The sequence below is a fragment of the Gordonia hirsuta DSM 44140 = NBRC 16056 genome, from assembly GCF_000333015.1.
GTDB lineage: Bacteria > Actinomycetota > Actinomycetes > Mycobacteriales > Mycobacteriaceae > Gordonia > Gordonia hirsuta.
Map to the genome: position 1 here is coordinate 1 of NZ_BANT01000032.1, position 18372 is coordinate 18372.

General features: G+C 70.3%; 18 protein-coding genes, 1 pseudogene and 1 riboswitch. Of the genes and pseudogenes, 11 read left to right on the plus strand and 8 right to left on the minus strand.

Translation table 11 applies throughout. The features are described from left to right. Nucleotides 1–49 precede the first annotated feature (49 nt). Nucleotides 50–1987 carry an acetate--CoA ligase gene (gene acs / locus GOHSU_RS11810; RefSeq protein ID WP_005941864.1) on the minus strand — a complete coding sequence of 646 codons (1938 nt, stop codon included), beginning with the start codon at nucleotides 1985–1987 and terminating at the stop codon, nucleotides 50–52. A gap of 199 nt (nucleotides 1988–2186) precedes the next feature. On the opposite strand from acs, the gene GOHSU_RS11815 reads away from it, so the two are divergent. Next, nucleotides 2187–2933: a hypothetical protein gene (locus GOHSU_RS11815; RefSeq protein WP_005941867.1), complete on the plus strand. Its 747-nt coding sequence runs from the start codon at nucleotides 2187–2189 to the stop codon at nucleotides 2931–2933. A gap of 405 nt (nucleotides 2934–3338) precedes the next feature. Here the strand turns inward: GOHSU_RS11815 and GOHSU_RS11820 are convergent, their stop codons facing one another. Next, entirely contained in the window at nucleotides 3339–4145 is an 807-nt protein-coding gene (locus GOHSU_RS11820; RefSeq protein WP_005941870.1) for an HAD family hydrolase, read from the minus strand. 405 nt (nucleotides 4146–4550) lie between these two features. On the opposite strand from GOHSU_RS11820, the gene GOHSU_RS11825 reads away from it, so the two are divergent. The 8 genes from GOHSU_RS11825 to GOHSU_RS11860 all read left to right on the plus strand — a co-directional run bounded on the left by GOHSU_RS11825 (nucleotide 4551) and on the right by GOHSU_RS11860 (nucleotide 10270). Beyond that, complete coding sequence (locus GOHSU_RS11825; protein ID WP_005941873.1) at nucleotides 4551–5486, plus strand: esterase/lipase family protein; 936 nt, start codon at nucleotides 4551–4553, stop codon at nucleotides 5484–5486. Between the two features lie 90 nt (nucleotides 5487–5576). Then, nucleotides 5577–6635, plus strand: a complete 1059-nt coding sequence (ssd, locus tag GOHSU_RS11830; protein ID WP_005941876.1) for a septum site-determining protein Ssd — start codon at nucleotides 5577–5579, stop codon at nucleotides 6633–6635. After that, on the plus strand, nucleotides 6632–7789 hold the full coding sequence (locus tag GOHSU_RS11835; protein WP_005941878.1) for a TadA family conjugal transfer-associated ATPase: 1158 nt from the start codon (nucleotides 6632–6634) through the stop codon (nucleotides 7787–7789). The genes ssd and GOHSU_RS11835 overlap by 4 nt, the downstream gene beginning before the upstream one ends. Then, on the plus strand, nucleotides 7777–8580 hold the full coding sequence (locus GOHSU_RS11840) for a type II secretion system F family protein (protein ID WP_005941880.1): 804 nt from the start codon (nucleotides 7777–7779) through the stop codon (nucleotides 8578–8580). Before GOHSU_RS11835 ends, GOHSU_RS11840 begins: the two co-directional genes overlap by 13 nt. After that, nucleotides 8577–9176: a type II secretion system F family protein gene (locus GOHSU_RS11845; RefSeq protein WP_005941882.1), complete on the plus strand. Its 600-nt coding sequence runs from the start codon at nucleotides 8577–8579 to the stop codon at nucleotides 9174–9176. The genes GOHSU_RS11840 and GOHSU_RS11845 overlap by 4 nt, the downstream gene beginning before the upstream one ends. A 97-nt stretch (nucleotides 9177–9273) precedes the next feature. Continuing rightward, nucleotides 9274–9492: a DUF4244 domain-containing protein gene (locus GOHSU_RS11850; RefSeq protein ID WP_024332949.1), complete on the plus strand. Its 219-nt coding sequence runs from the start codon at nucleotides 9274–9276 to the stop codon at nucleotides 9490–9492. Between the two features lie 41 nt (nucleotides 9493–9533). Beyond that, nucleotides 9534–9869 carry a TadE family type IV pilus minor pilin gene (locus tag GOHSU_RS11855; RefSeq protein WP_005941886.1) on the plus strand — a complete coding sequence of 112 codons (336 nt, stop codon included), beginning with the start codon at nucleotides 9534–9536 and terminating at the stop codon, nucleotides 9867–9869. Further along, the gene (locus GOHSU_RS11860) at nucleotides 9866–10270 is read left to right on the plus strand and encodes an Rv3654c family TadE-like protein (RefSeq protein ID WP_051139570.1); all 405 of its coding nucleotides are present in this window, start codon (nucleotides 9866–9868) and stop codon (nucleotides 10268–10270) included. Before GOHSU_RS11855 ends, GOHSU_RS11860 begins: the two co-directional genes overlap by 4 nt. Before the next feature lie 43 nt (nucleotides 10271–10313). Here GOHSU_RS11860 and GOHSU_RS11865 read toward each other — a convergent pair whose 3' ends face one another. From GOHSU_RS11865 to GOHSU_RS11880, 4 genes are read right to left on the minus strand one after another with little or no spacing between them, the layout of a single operon-like run. Further along, on the minus strand, nucleotides 10314–11159 hold the full coding sequence (locus GOHSU_RS11865) for an SDR family NAD(P)-dependent oxidoreductase (RefSeq protein ID WP_005941889.1): 846 nt from the start codon (nucleotides 11157–11159) through the stop codon (nucleotides 10314–10316). A gap of 60 nt (nucleotides 11160–11219) precedes the next feature. Continuing rightward, a complete protein-coding gene (locus GOHSU_RS11870; protein WP_005941890.1) occupies nucleotides 11220–13697 on the minus strand; it encodes a serine/threonine-protein kinase in 2478 nt (825 codons plus the stop codon). Between the two features lie 3 nt (nucleotides 13698–13700). Further along, nucleotides 13701–14687 (minus strand): glutamate ABC transporter substrate-binding protein, encoded by a 987-nt coding sequence (locus tag GOHSU_RS11875; protein ID WP_005941892.1) that lies wholly within the window; start codon nucleotides 14685–14687, stop codon nucleotides 13701–13703. Then, nucleotides 14684–16132, minus strand: coding sequence for a GlnX family signal transduction membrane protein (locus GOHSU_RS11880; RefSeq protein ID WP_005941894.1), 1449 nt, complete (start codon nucleotides 16130–16132; stop codon nucleotides 14684–14686). Before GOHSU_RS11880 ends, GOHSU_RS11875 begins: the two co-directional genes overlap by 4 nt. 123 nt (nucleotides 16133–16255) lie before the next feature. Here GOHSU_RS11880 and GOHSU_RS11885 point away from each other — a divergent pair, with 123 nt between their 5' ends. Continuing rightward, complete coding sequence (locus tag GOHSU_RS11885) at nucleotides 16256–16717, plus strand: NUDIX domain-containing protein (protein ID WP_005941897.1); 462 nt, start codon at nucleotides 16256–16258, stop codon at nucleotides 16715–16717. A gap of 35 nt (nucleotides 16718–16752) precedes the next feature. On the opposite strand, the gene GOHSU_RS11890 is transcribed toward GOHSU_RS11885, so the two are convergent. Together GOHSU_RS11890 and thiE are read right to left on the minus strand one after the other, a co-directional pair. Further along, entirely contained in the window at nucleotides 16753–17127 is a 375-nt protein-coding gene (locus GOHSU_RS11890; protein ID WP_024332950.1) for a 2-isopropylmalate synthase, read from the minus strand. Nucleotides 17128–17390: 263 nt separating this feature from the next. Further along, nucleotides 17391–18080, minus strand: coding sequence for a thiamine phosphate synthase (gene thiE, locus GOHSU_RS11895; RefSeq protein WP_005941902.1), 690 nt, complete (start codon nucleotides 18078–18080; stop codon nucleotides 17391–17393). Nucleotides 18081–18097: 17 nt separating this feature from the next. Further along, nucleotides 18098–18210: riboswitch (TPP riboswitch) on the plus strand. On the opposite strand from thiE, the pseudogene GOHSU_RS16805 reads away from it, so the two are divergent. Further along, nucleotides 18179–18372 (plus strand): annotated as a pseudogene (locus tag GOHSU_RS16805) (hypothetical protein); the annotation flags it as partial. (Overlaps the previous riboswitch by 32 nt.)

Sequence of the window (18372 nt, forward strand, 5' to 3'; positions counted from 1 at the left end):
GGCCCCGGCCGGAGCGGGTGCGCGCGCGGGTGCGGGCCGCCGGCCGGGGTCAGGCGCGCTGGGATCGGATCGCCTCGAACACCGAGGGATCGACCAGCGTCGAGGTGTCGCCGAGCTCACGGCCTTCGGCGACGTCCTTGAGTAGGCGTCGCATGATCTTGCCCGAGCGGGTCTTGGGCAGTTCGGGCACGATGTTGATCTCGCGCGGTTTGGCGATCGGGGAGATGTCCACGGCCACCTGATCGCGCATCTGGGTGATCAGCGCGTCGTGGTCGTCGCTCTCCTCCATGAGGATGACGAAGGCGACGATGCCCTGGCCGGTGGTCTCGTCGGCGGCGCCGATCACCGCGGCCTCGGCCACCGCCGGATGGGCCACCAGCGCCGACTCGACCTCGGCGGTGGAGATGCGGTGACCGGAGACGTTCATGACGTCGTCGACGCGGCCGAGCACCCACAGCGCGCCGTTCTCGTCGTACCGGGCGCCGTCGCCGGCGAAGTACCAGCCCTGTTCGGCGAACCGCGACCAGTAGGTGTCGATGAACCGCTGGCGGTCACCCCAGATGCCGCGCAGCATGCCGGGCCACGGCTTGTCCAGAACCAGGTAGCCCTGTTCGCCCTGCGGGAGTTCGTTGCCGTTGTCGTCGACCACCTTGGCGCTGATCCCCGGGAGCGGGCCCATCGCCGATCCCGGGACGCAGGCGGTGACGCCCGGCAGCGGCGCCAGCATGTGCGCGCCGGTCTCGGTCTGCCACCAGGTGTCCACGATCGGGCAGCGGTTGCCGCCGATGACGTCGTAGTACCAGCGCCAGGCCTCGGGGTTGATCGGCTCGCCGACGGTGCCCAGCAGGCGCAGCGAGGTCAGATCGTGGGCGTCGGGCACCTGCCGGCCCCACTTCATGAAGGTGCGGATCAGGGTCGGGGCCGTGTAGTAGGTGGTGACGCCGTACTTCTCGATGATGTTGAAATGGCGGTGCTCGTCGGGCGAGTTCGGGGTGCCCTCGTAGACGATCTCGGTGGCGCCGTTGGCCAGCGGTCCGTAGACGATGTAGGTGTGCCCGGTGACCCAGCCGATATCGGCGGTGCACCAGAAGACGTCGCGCGCTTCCTTGTGATCGAAGACGTTGTGGAAGGTGTAGGCGGCCTGGGTCAGATAGCCGCCGGAGGTGTGCACGATGCCCTTCGGGCTGCCGGTGGTGCCGGAGGTGTACAGCAGGAACAGCGGCTGTTCGGCGTCGAAGGCCTCCGGCTCGTGGACGGGAGAGGCTTCGGCGACGGTGTCCTCCCACCAGACGTCGCGGCCGGCCACCCACGGCAGATCCGGATCGTGATTGGTGCGGCGAACAACGATGACCTTCTCGACCGACGGGGCGGCGTCGTCGCCGGAGCCGAGGGCCTCGTCGACCGCGGTCTTGAGCGGGGCGGGCTCACCGCGCCGGAACTGGCCGTCGGTGGTGATGACGACCTTGGCGCCGGCGTCGTCGACGCGGGCGCGCAGGGCGGCCGAGGAGAAGCCGGCGAAGACCACCGTGTGGGTCAGGCCCAGACGTGCACAGGCCAGCATCGCGATGATCGCCTCGGGGACCATCGGCATGTAGATGGCCACCCGGTCGCCGGCCACCAGCCCGATGGACGCGAAGTAGTTGGCCGCGCGGCTGACCTCGTCCTTGAGCTGGCTGTAGGTCAAGTCCCGGGAATCGCCGGGCTCGCCGACCCAGTGGATCGCGACCCGATCACCCTTGCCGGCGTCGACGTGCCGGTCGACGCAGTTGACCGCGACGTTCAGTTTGCCGTCGGCGAACCACGTCGCGAACGGGGCATCCGACCAGTCCAGCCCGCGGGTGAACGGGACCGCCCAGTCCAGGCGGCGTGCCTGTTCGGCCCAGAACTCTTCCGGATCGTTCGCAGCGCGCGAGTACATCGCCTCGTTGGCGTTGGCCTGGGCGACGAATTCCGGTGAGGGCGGGTAGACCTGATCGGTGGACGACATGGTGGCTGCCTTTCGGTTGTCGCGAGGGACCGTTCCTCACGCGAATCTTGGAGGTGTCATGGCTCGCGGTTCATCAACAGTTGTGAGCGTAGTCACCGCCGGGGTCGAGGGTAACGGCACAGAGGTTGCGGGTGGGATGCGTGCGATGAGCGGTCGGTCCGGCGGGGTCGGTGGTGACCGGGAGCATTAGGCTGAAGCGGTGACCGTCGATCCGCTGCTGCCGCTACTCGAGCTTCCCGGCGTCGCCGATGCCGCCGAACAGGCGGGCGAGGCCCTGGCCGCCGTCCACCGTCATCCGGTGAATCTGCGCGGCTGGGACAAGACCTCGCGGGAGTCGTCGTGGCGGGGCGGCCGCAGCTCGGCGGCGATGGAGGGGGCCACCACCGAGCTGAACCGGGAGCACGACTTCGACGATCCGGTGATGTCCGGGGCGATCCGAGTGGCGCAGGCGCTGGATCCGGACACGATCGACCGGGAGGTCGCGGTGTTCCGGCGCGCACCGATGCAGTCGCTGGCGCGGATGCATTCGCTGGCTGCGGCCGACCTGGTCGACGAGGAGCTGCTGGGCCGTCCGCGCGATGAGCCGCACATCGCCGCCCGGCTGGATCTGCTGGGGCAGCTGATCACCGGGGCGACCGCGGTTCCGGCGGCGGTGCTGGCCGCGGTGGTGCACGGCGAACTGCTGGCGCTGGCGCCCTTCGAGCAGGGCAACGGTGTGGTCGCCCGCGGGGCGTCCCGACTGGTCAGTGCGACGAAGGGGCTCGACCCGCACCTGCTGGGGGTGCCGGAGGTGACCTGGCTGCGCCGGCTCGGGGAGTACCGGGAGGCCTCGGCGCGCTTTGCCACCGGGGACCCGCAGGCGCTGGCGGACTGGATCATCCTGTGCTGTCAGGCGATGCAGGCCGGTGCGGCAGAAGCGGCGTCGATCGCCGACGCCGCGCGCTGACCGGACGGACGCCGGCCCCGTCGATGCGTGGCCGCGGCGGATCCGGAGGCGGAATCCGGGTGCAGACAGTAACCCGGGTGCAGACAGTATTGCGGGCGGCCCCTGAATCCGGTGAACCGCTTTCAGGTGCCGCCCGCGAGCATGGACTCGAGTGACCGAGCGTGCAAGGTGGGTTGTGGTCTCGCCTCGGCGAGGGAACGAGGTCCGGCCGGGCCGGGGCCTCGATGTCGCAGGCGCACAACGCTTCTGCCAATGCGGCGCGCTCCGCGTCGGTACTTGCCGCCCATGCTGGGAACGACTTTCGGGGATTCGGGCCTTCTCTTCTGGTCCGAATGTGGCCTTCTGCCGTTCCGTACCTCTACTAGTACACGGTGATTTGCATCACAGCAAGTGTTTCGCGAAAAATCAGGCGGCGTCGTGGCGTTCCTGCAGGAGGTGGACGATGCCGTAGGTCGCAGCGGCCACCGCCACGGCGCTGACTCCGGCGGCGAACGCGGTCCAGCCGCGGGTGGTGGTACTGGACCAGTCGACCAGTGGTGCCGGATTCGGGAAGTCCAGAATCTCCCAATCGTGCTCCTGGGCGTAGGCGCGCAGAACCTTGTCCGGGTTCACCACGGCGCGGTTGCCGGCCGCGGTGAGCATGGGGATGTCGGTGGCCGAATCGGAGTACGCGTAGCACTGGGAGAGGTCGTAGCCGCGTTCGTCGGCGAGTTCGCGCATGGCTTGCGCTTTGGCCTCGCCGTAGCAGTAGAACTCGATCCGGCCGGAGTAGCGGCCGTCGATCACCTCCATGACGGTCGCCCGCACCAGGTCGGCCCCCAGGAGTTCGCCGATCGGCTCGACCATCTCCATTCCGGACGCGGAGATCAGCACGACATCACGGCCGGCGGCCTTGTGTTCTGCGATCAGCGCGGCGGCCTCGGTGAAGATCACCGGGCGCACCACGTCCTCGAGGGTCTCGGTGACGATGGACCGGACCGTGGCCGCATCCCAGCCGGCGCTCATCTCGGTCACGTGTTTGCGCATCCGCTCCACGTGGTCTTCGGGTGCCGCGGTCAACAGGAACTGGAGTTGGGCGATCGCCGAGCGCAGCATCGTGCGTTTGCTGAGCAGTCCGCCGTCGTAGAAGCGGCGAGTGAAGGCCAGTGCACTCGATCTGGCGATGACTGTTTTGTCCAGATCGAAAAAGGCCGCTGAGCGGGGAGGCGACATGGAAGTCACGGGCCGAGGTTACGTCGATTTGTGCCCGGCCGCGCGTTGAACGCCGAAAATCGGGAACGGCGGGGAGCCGATCGTCGACACTGGTTAGTTGCAAGTTGCAGTGCTTGGGAGCCGGGTGTACGTTCGCAGGTATCCGGCTTCGGCCGGAGCCTTCAGCCCGACCCCCCGGGGCTGAAGGCCGATGACCCCGGCCTCCTCCCCCCTGGCCGGGGTCATCACCTTTTCCGGGTCCGTTCACCACGCGCCGACGGCGTCGTCGACTCCGGGGCAACGGTCCTCGCCTCCCCGCCTGCAGCCGATCGCGTCTTGCGCGTTATGGCTCTTCGATGCACCCAGGCTGCTAGCGTCTGTCCCCAATCGACGGCGTGATCCACGACGGTAAAGGGCGGGCACCTCATGCGGCGAACGATCGGTCTTCTGGGTGCGGCACTGCTGCTGATCCTCACCGGCGCTGCGCTCGCCGGTCCGGCTGCTGCGGCGCCGTTGCCGGAGGATTACAACTTCTTCGGCGGGATCCCGTACGAGCTGGCCCACCCCGGTGGCGACCTGCCCGGCTCGAACGACTGGACCTGCAAGCCGTCCGCGCAGCATCCGCGGCCGGTGATCCTGGTCCACGGCACCGGCGGGGCGAAGACCACCAACTGGGGCTCCTACGCGCCGATGCTTGCCAACCGCGGCTACTGCGTCTACGCGCTGACCTACGGCGCGTTGCCGGGTCTGCCGTGGCCGTTCACCGCGGTGGGCGGGATGGACCGGCAGGAGGTCAGCGCCCGGCAGCTGGCGCGGTTCGTCGACAAGGTGCGGTCCTCGACCGGCGCGCAGACCGTCGACCTGGTCGGGCACTCGCAGGGCACCTACATGCCGACGTACTACCTGAAGTATCTCGGGGGTGCCGACAAGGTGACCAATTATGTCTCGCTGGCGCCGCTGTGGCGAGGTACCGGTGCCTTCGGACCGGAATCGAAGGCTCTCGGGCAGGCGCTGGGCGACGTGCCGATGCCGTTCTGCGTCGGGTGCGGCGGCATGCTGCCGGGTTCGCCGATGCACAAGAAGATCTGGGCCGGCGGCAGCCCGTACGTCCGGGGCGTCGCCTACACCAACATCGCGACCCGGTACGACGAGATGGTGGTGCCGTACACCAGCGGCCTGGTGCCCGGTCGCCGCGGTGAGACGGTGCGCAACATTGTCGTGCAGGACACCTGCGCCCAGGACTACAGCGACCACATGGCCATCGCCGGATCGCGGCGGGCGGCGTACATGGTGCTCAACGCACTCGACCCCGAACATCCGGTCACGGTGCCGTGCGAGTTCACTCCACCGTTCACCGGTTGATCCGGCCGCCTGTGGATTACTCGCTGCCGACCGGCGACCCTGTGGACAGCGCCCTGGCCTGACCGGCCGATCGGCCCGAAGCTGTCGGGTATGACCGATGTCCTGCTCGCCCTGACCGGACCCGTGCTGTACGACGATGTCGCCCGGTGCGGGGCGGCGGCCGGCTACCGCATCGCCCGAGCCGATCCGGCGCGCTGCCGGCACGAATGGTTGCGCGCGGGTGCGGTGGTGGTCGACGGCCGCGCATTGGAGACGCTCACCGGTACGGCGCCGCCGCCGCGTGCGGGGGTGCTGGTGGTAGCCGGTCCCGAGGCCGCGGCTGGGACGTGGCGGGACGGTCTGGCTCTGGGCGCTCAGGGCGGGTACGTGCTGCCCGAGGAGGAGTCGCAGCTGGTGGCGGCGCTGTCGGGTCTGCGGCGCCCCCGCCGCACCGCCGCCCCGGTGCTGGCGGTGGTCGGCGGTCACGGCGGGGCCGGGGTCAGCACATTCGCCGCGGTGCTCGCCGAGACCGCGAGCCGGCGGGGCGGCGGAGTGCTGCTGCTCGACGTGGAGCCCGGCGGGGCCGGACTGGATCTGCTGCTGGGCGCCGAAGAGGTGCCGGGCCTGCGGTGGAACGACATCACCGGCGAGACCGGCAGCATCGCCGGGCCGGCGCTGTCGGCGGCGCTGCCGGGGATCGGGGACCGGTTGCGCATCGCCACGCGGGCGCGCGGCGACGGCAGTGCCCTGTCGGCCGAGACGGTGCTGGCCGTGCTGGATGCGGCCCGCAGCAACGGGGAGCTGGTCGTCGCCGACCTGGGGCGGGCGACCGATCCGGCGGCGTCCGGGGTGCTCGACTCGGCCGATCTGACGGTGGTGGTCACCGCCGCCTCGGTCCCGGGGGTGGCGGCCACCCGCAAGCTGCTGGCCCGGCTGGGTGGGCGCGGGGACCTGCGTCTGGTCGTTCGCGGGCCGGCACCAGGCGGGCTGTCGGTGGAACAGGTCGCCGACGCGGTCGGCATCCCGCTGCTCGCCACCTTGCGCACCCGCCGGTCGCTGGCCCGGCGCTGTGAGGAGGGCGGACTGCGGCCCGTGGCCCGCAGCCCCGAGGGCCGGGCGGCGGCGACGGTGCTGGAGGCGTTGCAGGCACTGCATCGGGTACGACGATGAGTGTGGACGCCCGGCGGCACACCGAACTGCTGGCCAAGGTGCGCGAACAGCTGGCCAGCCGGGCGGTCGAACCGGATCCGCAGACCATCGCCGAGGCGGTCCGCAGCGAATCGGGCGGCCTGCTCTCGGACACCGACCTGCTGGCGGCCCTGCGCTACCTGCAGACCGAACTGGTCGGCGCCGGGCCGTTGGAGACCCTGCTGGCCGATCCGGCGGTCACCGACATCCTGGTGACCGGCCCGCAGCGGGTGTGGGTCGAGCGCGGAAGCGGGCTGGAACCGGCCGGGGTGGTGTTCGACGACGAAGCCAGTGTCCGGCGGCTGGCGGTGCGGCTGGCATTGGGTGCGGGACGCCGGCTCGACGACGCGCAACCGTGGGTCGACGGACGGCTGTCGGGCGTGGGACGCCACGGGTACGCCGTCCGGCTGCACGCGATGATCCCGCCACTGGCCACCGACGGCACATGCATCTCGCTACGTGTCCTGCGCAGCACGACGATGGACTTCGCGACACTGGTCGCCAACGGCGCGATTCCGCCGCAGGTCAGCGATCTGGTGGCCGACATGGTGGCCGAGCGCCGCGCCTTCCTGGTGGTGGGCGGCACCGGCGCCGGCAAGAGCACGCTGCTCAACTCGCTGCTGGGGCAGGTCGATCCGCGCGAACGGCTGGTGCTGGTCGAGGATGCACCCGAACTGGAACCGCAGCATCCACACGTGGTGCGGCTGGTGGCCAGAGCGCCCAATGTCGAGGGGATCGGGGAGGTCTCGGTCCGCGCACTGGTGCGGCAAGCGCTGCGGATGCGGCCGGACCGGATCATCGTCGGCGAGGTGAGAGGCGCCGAAGTGATCGACCTGCTGACCGCGCTGAACACCGGCCATCAGGGATGTGCGGGCACCCTGCACGCCAATTCGGCGACCGAAGTGCCGGCCCGGATGGAAGCGCTGGCGGCGCTGGGCGGGATGAGCCGGGCGGCGCTGCACAGCCAGCTCGCAGCGGCACTGGAGGTGGTGCTGTGCGTGGCCCGTGGCCCCGACGGCGGCCGCGGTCTGGTCGAGATCGGCACGGTGCAGCGGGGTGCCGACGGCATGGTGTCGATCCGCAGCCGCTGGCGCCGCGACGACGGCGCGGACAGGCGGGGTCCATGGCCGAGATGACACTGCTGATTCCGGCATTGCTGCTGCTGGCCTCGGCGCTGCTGCTGTGGCCGTCGACGCAGGGGCAACGCCGCATCGGAGGGCTCAGCGGCCGAGCGGACCGACACAGCCGCCGACCCGGAACGACGGTGGTCGTGCTGGCTGCGGTACCGGTCCTCGGCGCGGTCGGCGGGGTGGGTGTTGGCCTGGCCGCGGGAATCGTTGCCGCAGTCGGGATCTCACGCCGCCGGAAAACAGCGGCTGAGGCTGCGAGAGCGGCGCGCGAACAGGAGTTGTGCCGGGCTTTGGGAGTGATGGTGGCCGAGATGTCGGTCGGCGCTCCGCTGGTGGGGGCGTGCAAAGCTGCCGTCGACGAGCTCGGTGAGAGCAGGTCGCCGGTGGCGGCCGAGCTCTCCCGGATCGCCGCGCGGGTGGAACTGGGCGGGGGTCTGGATCCCGACGCGGTCCCCGCCGATCTGCCGGGCCTGCGCCGGCTGAGCCAGGCGTGGGCCATCTCCAGCAGGCACGGGCTGCCGATGGCGGCGCTGCTGGATGCGTTGCGGTCGGATCTGGTGCAGCGCAAGGAGTTCGCCGCCCGGACCGAAGCCGGTCTGGCGGGGCCGCGGGCGACTGCGATGGTGCTGGCTGGGCTGCCACTGCTGGGCCTGGGGCTGGGCCAGTTGATGGGCGCAGCGCCGCTGAGAGTGCTCGTCGGTACGCCGATCGGCTCGGTATTGCTGGTGGTCGGAGTCGGTCTGGCTGCGGCCGGGTTGCTGTGGGCCGACGCGATCGTGGCCAAGGCCCGGCGATGACCGGCGCGATGATCGTCCTGGCCGCGGCGCTGCTGATGTGGCCGATGCCAGGATCCGGTCTGACCAGGATCGCGACGACCGAACCGCACGCCGTCACCGCGGCGCGGGCACGCGGGCAGCCGCGATGGCTCCGGGCGGCCCCGCGCCCCGACCCGTTCGCCGTGGCCGCGGCCTACGACGTGTTCGCGGTGTGCCTGCTGGCCGGTCTGCCGGTCGGTGTGGCTGCTGCGGTGGCAGCGCAGCACAGTCCGGCGCCCCTGGCCGGACACCTGGAGCGGGCTGCCGAACTGCTGGGTCTGGGGGCTGATCCGGTGCAGGCCTGGACGCCCGGCGGCGACGTTGTGGACCCGCATTTCCAAGATCTGGCGATGCTCGCGCGCCGGGCGTCCCGGGCCGGATCCTCGCTGGCCGAGGGAGTCGCGACGCTGGCCGAGTCGACCCGGCAGGAGGCACAGACGCAAGCGCTGGCCCGGGCCGAGCGCGCCGGGGTCACCATCAGCGGGCCGCTGGGATTGTGTTTTCTGCCGGCCTTCGTCTGCCTGGGCATCGTGCCGGTAGTGATCGGGCTGGCCGGCGGAATGCTCGGACAATGGTGACTCCCGGCGTGTCGTGGAACCGGAGGCGTCACGGCGGCGTCTAACCATCGACGACATCACGCAGCCGCAGAGGCGGTTGATGAACAAGGGGGAGATTATGGGAGTGCGAGTTCTCGGGAAGCTGGCGGATCGTGCGGGAGCGGAGATCAGCCGGCTCGCGCACGACGACTCCGGCATGTCGACGGCCGAATATGCGATCGGCACGATTGCCGCGGCTGCGTTCGGGGCGATCCTGTACAGCGTCGTCACCGGCGACAACGTGGTGAGTGCGCTGACGGGGATCATCAGCAAAGCACTGTCCACCTCGGTGGGATGAGCCGGCGGTGGTGGCGACGGCTTGCGGCGGACGAGACCGGAATGGTGACCGTCGAGGCCGCCTATGCGCTGGCGGCACTGGTCGCCGTGGTCGTGCTGGGAGTGGCCGCGATCGGCGGGGTAGTGGCGCACCTGCGCTGCACCGATGCAGCCCGTGAGGTCGCGCGGTTGTCTGCGGCCGGGGACTCGGCGGCAGTCCCCGTCGGGGCACGGGTGGCGCCGTCCGGGGCTCGCATTCAGGTCCAGCGCAGTGGCGAGCAGGTGGTCGCGACCGTCGTCGCGAAGGTGCCGCTGCTGCCGTTGCTGGACGTTTCGGCGCGCAGCGTCGCCGCTGTCGAGCCGAGCGCCGGTGACGGTGACCTGGTGGCCGGCACGTGAAACGGCGCCCAGGTGCGCCGTCGAGCCGCTCGTCGCGAGGGGTGCGGTGGTGGCACGACGACGCGGGTTTCGCGACGGTTGCGGCGGCATTGGCGATCGCGGGTCTGGTGACAGTGCTGCTGGCGGTCACGTACCTGGGTTCGGCGGTCCTGGCCCGGCATCGCGCGCAGAACGCCGCCGACCTCGGGGCGCTGGCCGCGGCGTCCGCACTGGTTTACGGGCATGAGGCGCCGTGCGATCGGGCGCGCAGCGTCGTCGTGCAGCAGGAGGGCGCTGTGCAGCTGACCGGGTGCGACCTCGACGGTACTGACGTGCTGGTCGGCACCCAGGTCAGCGTCCGGCTGGGTCGCTGGGGTGTGGGCCAGGCGAACGGCATGGCGCGTGCGGGCCCTGCCGACTAGGGGTGTCGCGGCCGCTGCTCGCCGGGTCGAGCGGCCGTACCGGTCAGGCCTCGCGGGCCAGCGTCAGCATCTCCTTGAAACCCATACCGGCCTTGGTGCCGCCGTCGCACAGGATGTCGATACCGGTCAGGTAGCCGGGTTTGTCGCTCGCGCAGAAGGCCAGCAGCTCGGCGATCTCTTCGGGACGGCCGAAGCGCTTGAGAGCGGCGAAGTCGGTCATCCGGCCGGCGCCGCCGTCCTCTTCCAGGCGCCCCATCTCGGTGTCGAAGGAGCCGGGCGAGACCGACAGGATCCGGGCGCCCTTGGCACCGAAGTCGGCGGCCTGTTCGGCTGAATACCAGATCACGAAGGCCTTGGAGATGGAGTAGGCCTGTCCCGCTGCCGCCTTCTTGCCGGTGCGCGAGGCGGCCGCGATCAGCTTGCGGCGGAACGTGGCCAGGTGGGTGTTCGCATACCGGAATGCGCGGGTGGGAACCATGATCCGGGGCAGCATCTGCCCGGCGATCGAGGCAACGTTGACCAGCGCGAAACCGTCGTCGGCGACCACATAGGCGGCCCGGGTGACATTGACGGTACCCACGGCGTTGATGTCGATGATCTTGGCGGCATCGCCCATGTGCGGACTCACCCCGGCTGCGTGCACTACTGCGCGCAATCGGCCGGCCGCCTGGGCCGCAGCGAGCACCTCGTCCACCTGAGAGCGGGCGGTGATGTCGGCGACCACGTACTCTGCGCTGCCGCCGAGGGCCTCGATCTGCTCGACGGCGGCAGTCAGGGCGGCGTCGTCGAGGTCGGTGAGGACCAGGTGATGGTCGGCCGCCATGATCTGGGCGGTCGCCAGACCCATGCCGCCGGAGCCGCCCGTGATGATCGCCGTAGGTTTCGTCATACCTCCTAGGGTATCTGTCGTCGTCGGCCCCGGGCCGAGTCAGAACAGACCCGGGCCGAGTCAGAACAGAGTCGCCGGGCGCACCAGATTGGCCAGATCGACCAGCAGGAAGCGGTGGGCCCGGTTGTCTCGGGTCCGCCGGGCCAGCTCGCGCAGGGACCGTTCGGTGCCCGCCCGCAGACCCGGGTCGGTGAACGGGAAGCCCAGGAAGTCCGGCGGATCGCCGTCGTCGGGATCGCGCGCCTCCTCCGGGTGCGCGTCGATCCAGCCCAGCGTGGTGCCCAGCACGATCAGCCGCAGCCGGCCCAGCCGCCCGTCCTCGTCACGCAGCGACTCCAGGCGTTCGGCGGCCTCGAACAGTTCCTCGCGGCGCACCTGACTGGGCGGTCGGCCGTGCACCAGGCACAGGATCGCGCTCTCCTGGGCGACGCCGTAGTGGCGGCTGGTGGTGGGCACCTCGTCGAGCGGTTCGATCGCCTCGGCATGCTGATCGTCGGCGATCAGCATCCGGGCCAGACCGAAGGCGGCGGTGATGATGGAGTGATCTGTCAGCCACAGATCGTGGTAGTGCTGGCGGGCGATGTCGTACCAGTGCTCGATCTGGGCGATCTCGTCGTTGGTGAGCTCATCCTGGGTCGACAGCCAGTAGCCGATCAGTTCGGCGGTACCGGCCACGGCCAGTTTCGGGGCGACCTCGCCGGGCAGCGCCTCGAGCACCGTCTGAAAGCGCTCATAGGCCAGTTCGGCATCGCCGTCCTGCAGCGCGGCGATCCCCAGATACCAGTACACCCTCCAGGAATCGCCGTGCTTGTCGCTGATGTCGCCCAGCAGCCGCATCGCGATGTTCAGGTTCCCCAGTTCCAGGTGGGCGCGCGCCTCGGCCAGATCCACCTCCACCGAAGCGCTCACGGCGGTGTGGCCACTGGTGCCGTCGTCCTCGCCGTCGGCGGTGGCCAGGCCGGGAAAACCCTCCAGGCGGGCCACCTTGATCGAGTCGAGCACCTGCCGCGGATAGGTCAGCGCGGCCGAGGAGAGCAGGGCGGCCGCCGGATCGGTCGGGTCGACCAGCGGCACGGGTAGGGCGCGGGTGATATCGGCCGGATCGGGTTCGGCGGCCTGGCTGATATCGAAGAACCCGTCGACCGGCGCCAGGATCAGATTGGTGCCGAAGGTCGAGCGCTGCGGGGTGAAGACCTTCGACATCGCCGGGCGCGGCACCCCGGTGTGCAGGGCGACGGTCTCGCGCAGCACCGCCAGCACCTGGTGGGTCATCTCCTCGGTGGACTCGAACCGCTCATCCGGATCGGTCGCCGTGGCCCGCTGCAGTAGGTAGTAGTACGACGGGTTCTCGGCGAACAGGTCAGTGGTCTCCGGCGGCGGCAGACCGTCGAGGTAGCGGCCCTGCTCCATCGGCAGATCCAGCGTCAGGGCGGCCAGGGTGCGCCCGATGCTGTAGATGTCGGTGACCACCTGCGGGCCGGTCTCGACGATCTCGGGCGCCTGGAATCCGGGAGTGCCGTACAGGTGCCCGTAGCCGCCGATCGCCGATACCGCACCCAGGTCGATCATCTTCACCTCGTCACTGGTGATCATGATGTTGTCGGGTTTGACGTCGTTGTAGACCAGCCCGAGCGAATGCAGATGCCCGATCGCCGAGAGCACCTCGAGGATGTAGGCCATCGCCTGCTCGATGGGCAGATTGATCTTGGAGCCGTCCTCGGCGGTGGTCAGCTGCTTGAGGGTGTGACCGCCCACGTACTCCATGACGATGTACCCGAGCTGGCGGTCCTCTGCGTCGGTGTATTCGACGAAGTTGTAGATCTTGACCACGCCGGGGTCGTTCACCGACGCCAGGAACTGCCGCTCGGCGATCGCCACCGCCCGTGCTGCCGAATCCGACGAGTTCAGCAGCCCCTTGAGGACCACCGGACGGTCGGAGACGTTGTGGTCGACGGCCAGGTAGATCCAGCCCAGACCACCGTGCGCGATGGCCCCGGCGATCTCGTACTGGTCGGCGACCATGGTGCCGCGCTCGAGACCGGGCACGAACGAATAGCGCGATCCGCAGTGCGGACACAGCCCGGTCAGCGGCCCCTGGTTCGGTCCGGAGGTGCGGCCCACCGGCTTCCCGCAGTTCCAGCAGAACCGTTTGTGCTCGACGATGATCGGGTTGGACAGCACCGCATCGGAGGGGTCGATGTCCTGCATGACCGGCAGCTGCACCAGGTCGGCACCCAGGCGGCGGTCGTGCGCCAGCGGGGCCGGCCGGCGGGGGAGAGAACCGGGTCCGGACACCGGACCGTCGGCCAGCAGCCGGTCACTGGCGATCGCCTGGGTGCCCACGTCCTCGTCGTCTTCGTCGTCGTCGAAGGTCATGGGGCCGGCGGCCTGGGTCGCCTGGGTGGCCGCGTAGTCGTCGTAGGCGGGGTCGTTGTCCGCGGGATCGTCGAAGAACGGGTCGTCGGAGGTGCGAACGGTGCCGACGGTCGGCATCGGCGCGGGCTGGTCGTCGTTCGTCTCGGGGGTGTCTTGGCTCATCGATCAGTCCCGGTAGTTGGTCGGGGGCGGGATACCGGGACCGAGCTGGGACAGCCAGGTGGTGTAGGCGCGCTGCCAGCTGCCGTCGGCACGACGCTGCTCCAGGACCCCGTTGACGAAGCGGACCATATCGTTCTCGCCCTTGGGGATGCCGACCCCGTAGTACTCGGTGCCGATCGGGTCGCCGACGATACGGACCCACGGATCCTGCTGGGCGATCCCCGACAGCAGCGGCTCGTCGCTGACGATCCCGTCGACCTGCCCCTGCTGCATCAGCACCAGGCAGTCGGCCCAGGTGTTGGTGGTCACCAGTCGGGCGCCGGGCACCTTGCGCTGGATGCGGGCGATCGGCGTGGAGTTGCGGGTGGCGCACACCGATTTGTGGGCCAGGCCGGCCACACTCTCGATACCGGAGTTGCGGTAGACCAGAATCCGCTGGGAGGCCACATAGTAGGGCGCCGAGAAGTCCATCAACTCGGTGCGTTCGCAGGTGATGCTCATCGACTTCACCACGATGTCGACGTCGCCGTCCTGCAGCGCCCGGACCCGGTCGCCGGTGCCCAGGATGCGGTATTCGATGCGCACCTCGCCGAAGATCGCCTCGGAGATCCAGTTGGCGATGTCGATATCGAAACCGCGGATGTCCCCGGAGATCGGATCGCGAAAACTCATCGGGTTGCTGCCGGTGTCGGTGCCGACCACCATGCGTCCGCGCGAGGCGATGCGTTCCATGGCCGACCCGGCCGGCATGTGCCCGGGTTCGGGCAGCGGGGACATCGCGCGCAGACTCGTGAACGGATCGCAGGTGGCCGAGGGAACGTCCTCGGGGGCCGGCGCCCCGAACGAGGCGCCCGGCGGGGTCGGCACCGAGGCCGAGGTGGTCGGCGGGTTGCTGCCGGTCAGATGCGACGACGCGCACCCGGTCAGCAGCAGCGCCGCCGACAGCGCGGTGGCCGCGGCCGCCAGCAGACCCCGCCGGCCGGGCCTCATCGGTACTCCCGGATCCGCTGGACCAGACCGGCCACGACGGCCACGGCGGCGACCACGCACAGCCAGCCGATCCCGGTGCCGGTGTAACCCAGCAGCTGCTGGGCGGTGTGGATGTTGTTGCGGAAGGTGCTGCGGGTGTCGTCGATCGCGCTCAGCAGCGAGGCGTTGACCTGCTCGTAACCGCTGGCGGTGCTGATGGTGCCGGTGCCGATGGTCAGCGAGCGGGCGGCGTTGAAGTCGCCGGCGGCCAGCCGCCGGCTCACCTCGCGGTGGGCCCGTTCCCACTGCACGATCGAGGTCTGCACCTGCTGCAGCGGATCGCGCAGCCCCGGCTCGTTCTCGTGTTCGGCCAGCAGCGCGCTGGCCTTGGTGCGGATCTGGTCGATCGCCGCCGAGAAGTTGCGGTCACCGGCCCCCGGATCGGAGCGGCGGATCAGTCCGAGGGTCTCCACCGAGCGGGCCTGCTGGGTGAGGATCCGCATCGTGGTGAGCTCGTGCAGCGGTTCGGCGCCGGAATTCTTGGCGGTATTGGCTGCCGCCACCGAGGTCAGGCCGGTGACCAGCAGCCACAGGGTGCCCACCATCAGGGCGACCGCGCCCAGCACCAGGCCGATGTTGAAGTGGCGCCGGGTGCGGTACGCCAGATAGCGGCCGCAGCCCAGCAGCATCACGATGGTCCCGAACAGGGCGACGTACATCCCCCACGGCGGCACCGTCAGGGTGCGCTGCGGTTCGGAGATGGCCGCCGAGCGTTCGTCGTAGAGTCGCTGCGCCGCCGGCAGGATCTCGTCCTGCATCAACGACGAGGCCTGCACCAGATAGGCCGAGCCGACCGGGTTGCCCAACCGGTTGTTGGTGCGGGCGGTCTCGATGACACCGGTGTAAGTGGGGATCTGGACGGCCATGGTGTCCAGGTCGTCGCGGATCGAGATCCTGGCGCCGGGGCCGCTGGTGGTCGAGGCCGGTGCGCCGCCGTCGGCCGAGGCCACCAGGGAGGTGCCCGAACTGGCGATCGCGTCGGCGTACAGACGCCGCAGATCCGGGGACTCGCGTCCGCCGGAGATGAACGCCGAGTTCGCCGCGGCGTCGGCCACCGACAGGGAGCTGTAGAGCACCTCGGCCGATTCGGCCAGCGGCTCGCTGCGGTCGATCAGCGATTCCAGGGTCTGGCTGCGCTCGTTGAGGGTGGCTGAGGAGTACCACCCGGTCAGCAGCGAGGCCAGGGTCAGCGCGAACATGATCACCACGAGTTTGCCGGGTGTGGTGAGGGCGTAGAACTTGAAGGCGGCGATCGGCGAGCTGACCCGGTCGCGGGTCATCGCGGCGATCTCGCGGCGATCGGCGATCACCTGGCGCAGGCGCGGATTGGCCTGGGTGGATTCGGGGAGCACCTTGCGACCGGCGTGGGTCAGCGCCGTCCGAACCGACGACGTTTGCCTACTCACCGAACGTCTCCCTTCCGTCCCTCAAACACTAGTCGCCTGCCGCGTGTCGCAGGGCACACCCCGGTACCGTGGAAGAAGATCGCCGCCGGATCACCCGGCGGCGAAGCAGGAACGAGGTCACACGTGCGTGGAGATGGGGACGGCTGGGTGTTCGACCCGGACGGTGCGCGCTACTGGGGGCGGTACGGGGCGGCGGGGCTGCTGCTGTGCACTCCGGTCGACCAGACGCTGGCCGTGCTGCTGCAGCACCGGGCCGTCTGGTCGCACCAGGGGGACACCTGGGGACTGCCCGGCGGGGCCCTGGATTCGCACGAGACGGCCGTCGACGCGGCGATCCGCGAGGCCGAAGAAGAAGCCGGTATCGATCACACGGCGGTCGAGGTCCTGGAGACCGAGGTGACGCACGAGGCGGTCAGCGGCTGGACGTATACGACGGTGATCGCCCGCGTCCCCGAACCGCTGAGCACCACCGCCAACGGGGAGTCGGCCGAACTGCGCTGGGTACCGGTCGACCAGGTGGATTCGCTGCCCCTGCATCCGGGGTTCGGGCGGGCCTGGCCGCAGCTGCGGCACCGGCTGCGCTGAGCGGCCGCAGCACGCGGCCGGATCTCCTGCCCGGCTCAGGCAGACTGCCGGTGTAGCTGGTTGGCCGCCGAGATCAGGGCGCGCACGGTCGCCTCGTCGCCGGTGTCGGCCAGCCCGTACGCCCAGCACTGCCGCCCGTCGCGCTCGCAGCGCAGATAGGCCGCGACCTGCCGGCCGTCGCGCTGGTGATAGAGCGAGACGATTTCGACGCCGGCGCCGAGCCCGTACAGCATTTCGCTCATCGCCCCGATCGCCCCGAAGGCACTGGCCTCCAGGTGCAGCGGCTGCTGGCCGACGGTGAGGGTGGCGCGGCAGTGAACACTGTCGCCGGGACCGGGTTCGGTCCGCAACTGCTGCAGGGCGATGGTGCCGCGCGGGGCGTAGGCGCCCTCGAACCGGGCGGCGCTCATGCCGCCGGCCTCGGGCGGGAACCAGCTCGGCGGACGGGGACGGAACGACGGCGGCTGCGGCGCAGTGGAAGACTCACGCCTACAGGTTTGCCGGTGATTGATAACGCTACGCATCGGGATGCTTCTTTTCGGTCGAAATCTTGGTGACCGACAAGGGGAAAAGAACGTACGCACCACCCGCAGCGGGGGGTCGGTCTCGGATCAGACCCCGCTGCGGCGAGTTACCAGAAGCTTCCACGTCATGATGACGCCACCCTACTCGTTCAGCGTGGAACCGCAACCATGTTCCGCAGCTCCCGTGCGGCGGCGGCGGGATCATCGGCGCCGGTGATCGCCCGGACGACGACGATCCGGTCGGCCCCGGCGGCGGTCACCGCACCGACCCGGGCGGCGTCGATGCCGCCGATGGCGAACCACGGCTTGCCGGCCGGGCGGGCCGCGGCCGCGCGGACCAGGTCCAGACCGGTGGCGGTGCGGCCGGGTTTGGTCGGCGTCGACCAGCACGGCCCGGTGCAGAAGTAGTCCACGGCCCGATCGGCATCGGCGGCCGCCAACTGGGCGTCGTCGTGCGTGGAGACCCCGACGATCATCTCCTCGCCGACGATGCGGCGCGCGGCGGCCGGGGTCAGATCGCCCTGCCCCAGGTGCAGCACATCCGCCCCGGCCAGGGCGGCGATATCGGCGCGGTCGTTCACCGACAGCAGCGCACCGGCCGCCGCGGTGAGTTCCTTGAGGCCGGCCAGCAACGCGAGTTCTTCGGCGGCCTCCAGCGCCCCGAACCGGGCGGCGCCGGCCGAACCCTTGTCCCGCAGCTGCACGATGTCCACGCCGCCGGCCAGGGCCGCGGCGACGAAGTCGAACAGATCACCGCGTTCGCGCCGGGCGTCGGTGCACAGGTACAGCCGGGACTGCGCCAGCCGGGCGCGCAGACCACTGGGGAGGTGAGAGCTCATGGGGATAGGCTAGAAGAGCACAAGAACACGGGTGCCCGCAGGACCGGCGGGCTGAGACAGCGCACGCCACCGCTGGACCGTCGAACCTGATCCGGGTCATGCCGGCGAAGGAAGGTCTGATCGACGTGTTGTCCTCCTCGGCCCGCGGGCCGGAACTGTCGGTGGTCGGCGGCGGTGCCGTCGGCCTGATCAGCGCGCTGGCCGCAGCCGATGCGGGCTGGCGGGTCCGGGTCTTCGACGCCGGTGCGCACCGGCGCGCCGCCCAGGTGGCCGGCGGCATGCTGGGCTGTGT

What these genes read in the sequence shown, in the direction of transcription:
- GOHSU_RS11865 (WP_005941889.1), bottom strand. Translation starts at nt 11,159, where the DNA reads ATGACGAAACCTACGGCGATCATCACGGGCGGCTCCGGCGGCATGGGT.
- GOHSU_RS11875 (WP_005941892.1), bottom strand. Translation starts at nt 14,687, where the DNA reads ATGAGGCCCGGCCGGCGGGGTCTGCTGGCGGCCGCGGCCACCGCGCTG.
- GOHSU_RS11820 (WP_005941870.1), bottom strand. Translation starts at nt 4,145, where the DNA reads ATGTCGCCTCCCCGCTCAGCGGCCTTTTTCGATCTGGACAAAACAGTC.
- GOHSU_RS11825 (WP_005941873.1), top strand. Translation starts at nt 4,551, where the DNA reads ATGCGGCGAACGATCGGTCTTCTGGGTGCGGCACTGCTGCTGATCCTC.
- GOHSU_RS11890 (WP_024332950.1), bottom strand. Translation starts at nt 17,127, where the DNA reads ATGAGCGCCGCCCGGTTCGAGGGCGCCTACGCCCCGCGCGGCACCATC.
- thiE (WP_005941902.1), bottom strand. Translation starts at nt 18,080, where the DNA reads ATGAGCTCTCACCTCCCCAGTGGTCTGCGCGCCCGGCTGGCGCAGTCC.
- acs (WP_005941864.1), bottom strand. Translation starts at nt 1,987, where the DNA reads ATGTCGTCCACCGATCAGGTCTACCCGCCCTCACCGGAATTCGTCGCC.
- GOHSU_RS11845 (WP_005941882.1), top strand. Translation starts at nt 8,577, where the DNA reads ATGACCGGCGCGATGATCGTCCTGGCCGCGGCGCTGCTGATGTGGCCG.
- GOHSU_RS11840 (WP_005941880.1), top strand. Translation starts at nt 7,777, where the DNA reads ATGGCCGAGATGACACTGCTGATTCCGGCATTGCTGCTGCTGGCCTCG.
- GOHSU_RS11855 (WP_005941886.1), top strand. Translation starts at nt 9,534, where the DNA reads ATGGTGACCGTCGAGGCCGCCTATGCGCTGGCGGCACTGGTCGCCGTG.
- GOHSU_RS11850 (WP_024332949.1), top strand. Translation starts at nt 9,274, where the DNA reads ATGGGAGTGCGAGTTCTCGGGAAGCTGGCGGATCGTGCGGGAGCGGAG.
- GOHSU_RS11870 (WP_005941890.1), bottom strand. Translation starts at nt 13,697, where the DNA reads ATGAGCCAAGACACCCCCGAGACGAACGACGACCAGCCCGCGCCGATG.
- GOHSU_RS11835 (WP_005941878.1), top strand. Translation starts at nt 6,632, where the DNA reads ATGAGTGTGGACGCCCGGCGGCACACCGAACTGCTGGCCAAGGTGCGC.
- ssd (WP_005941876.1), top strand. Translation starts at nt 5,577, where the DNA reads ATGACCGATGTCCTGCTCGCCCTGACCGGACCCGTGCTGTACGACGAT.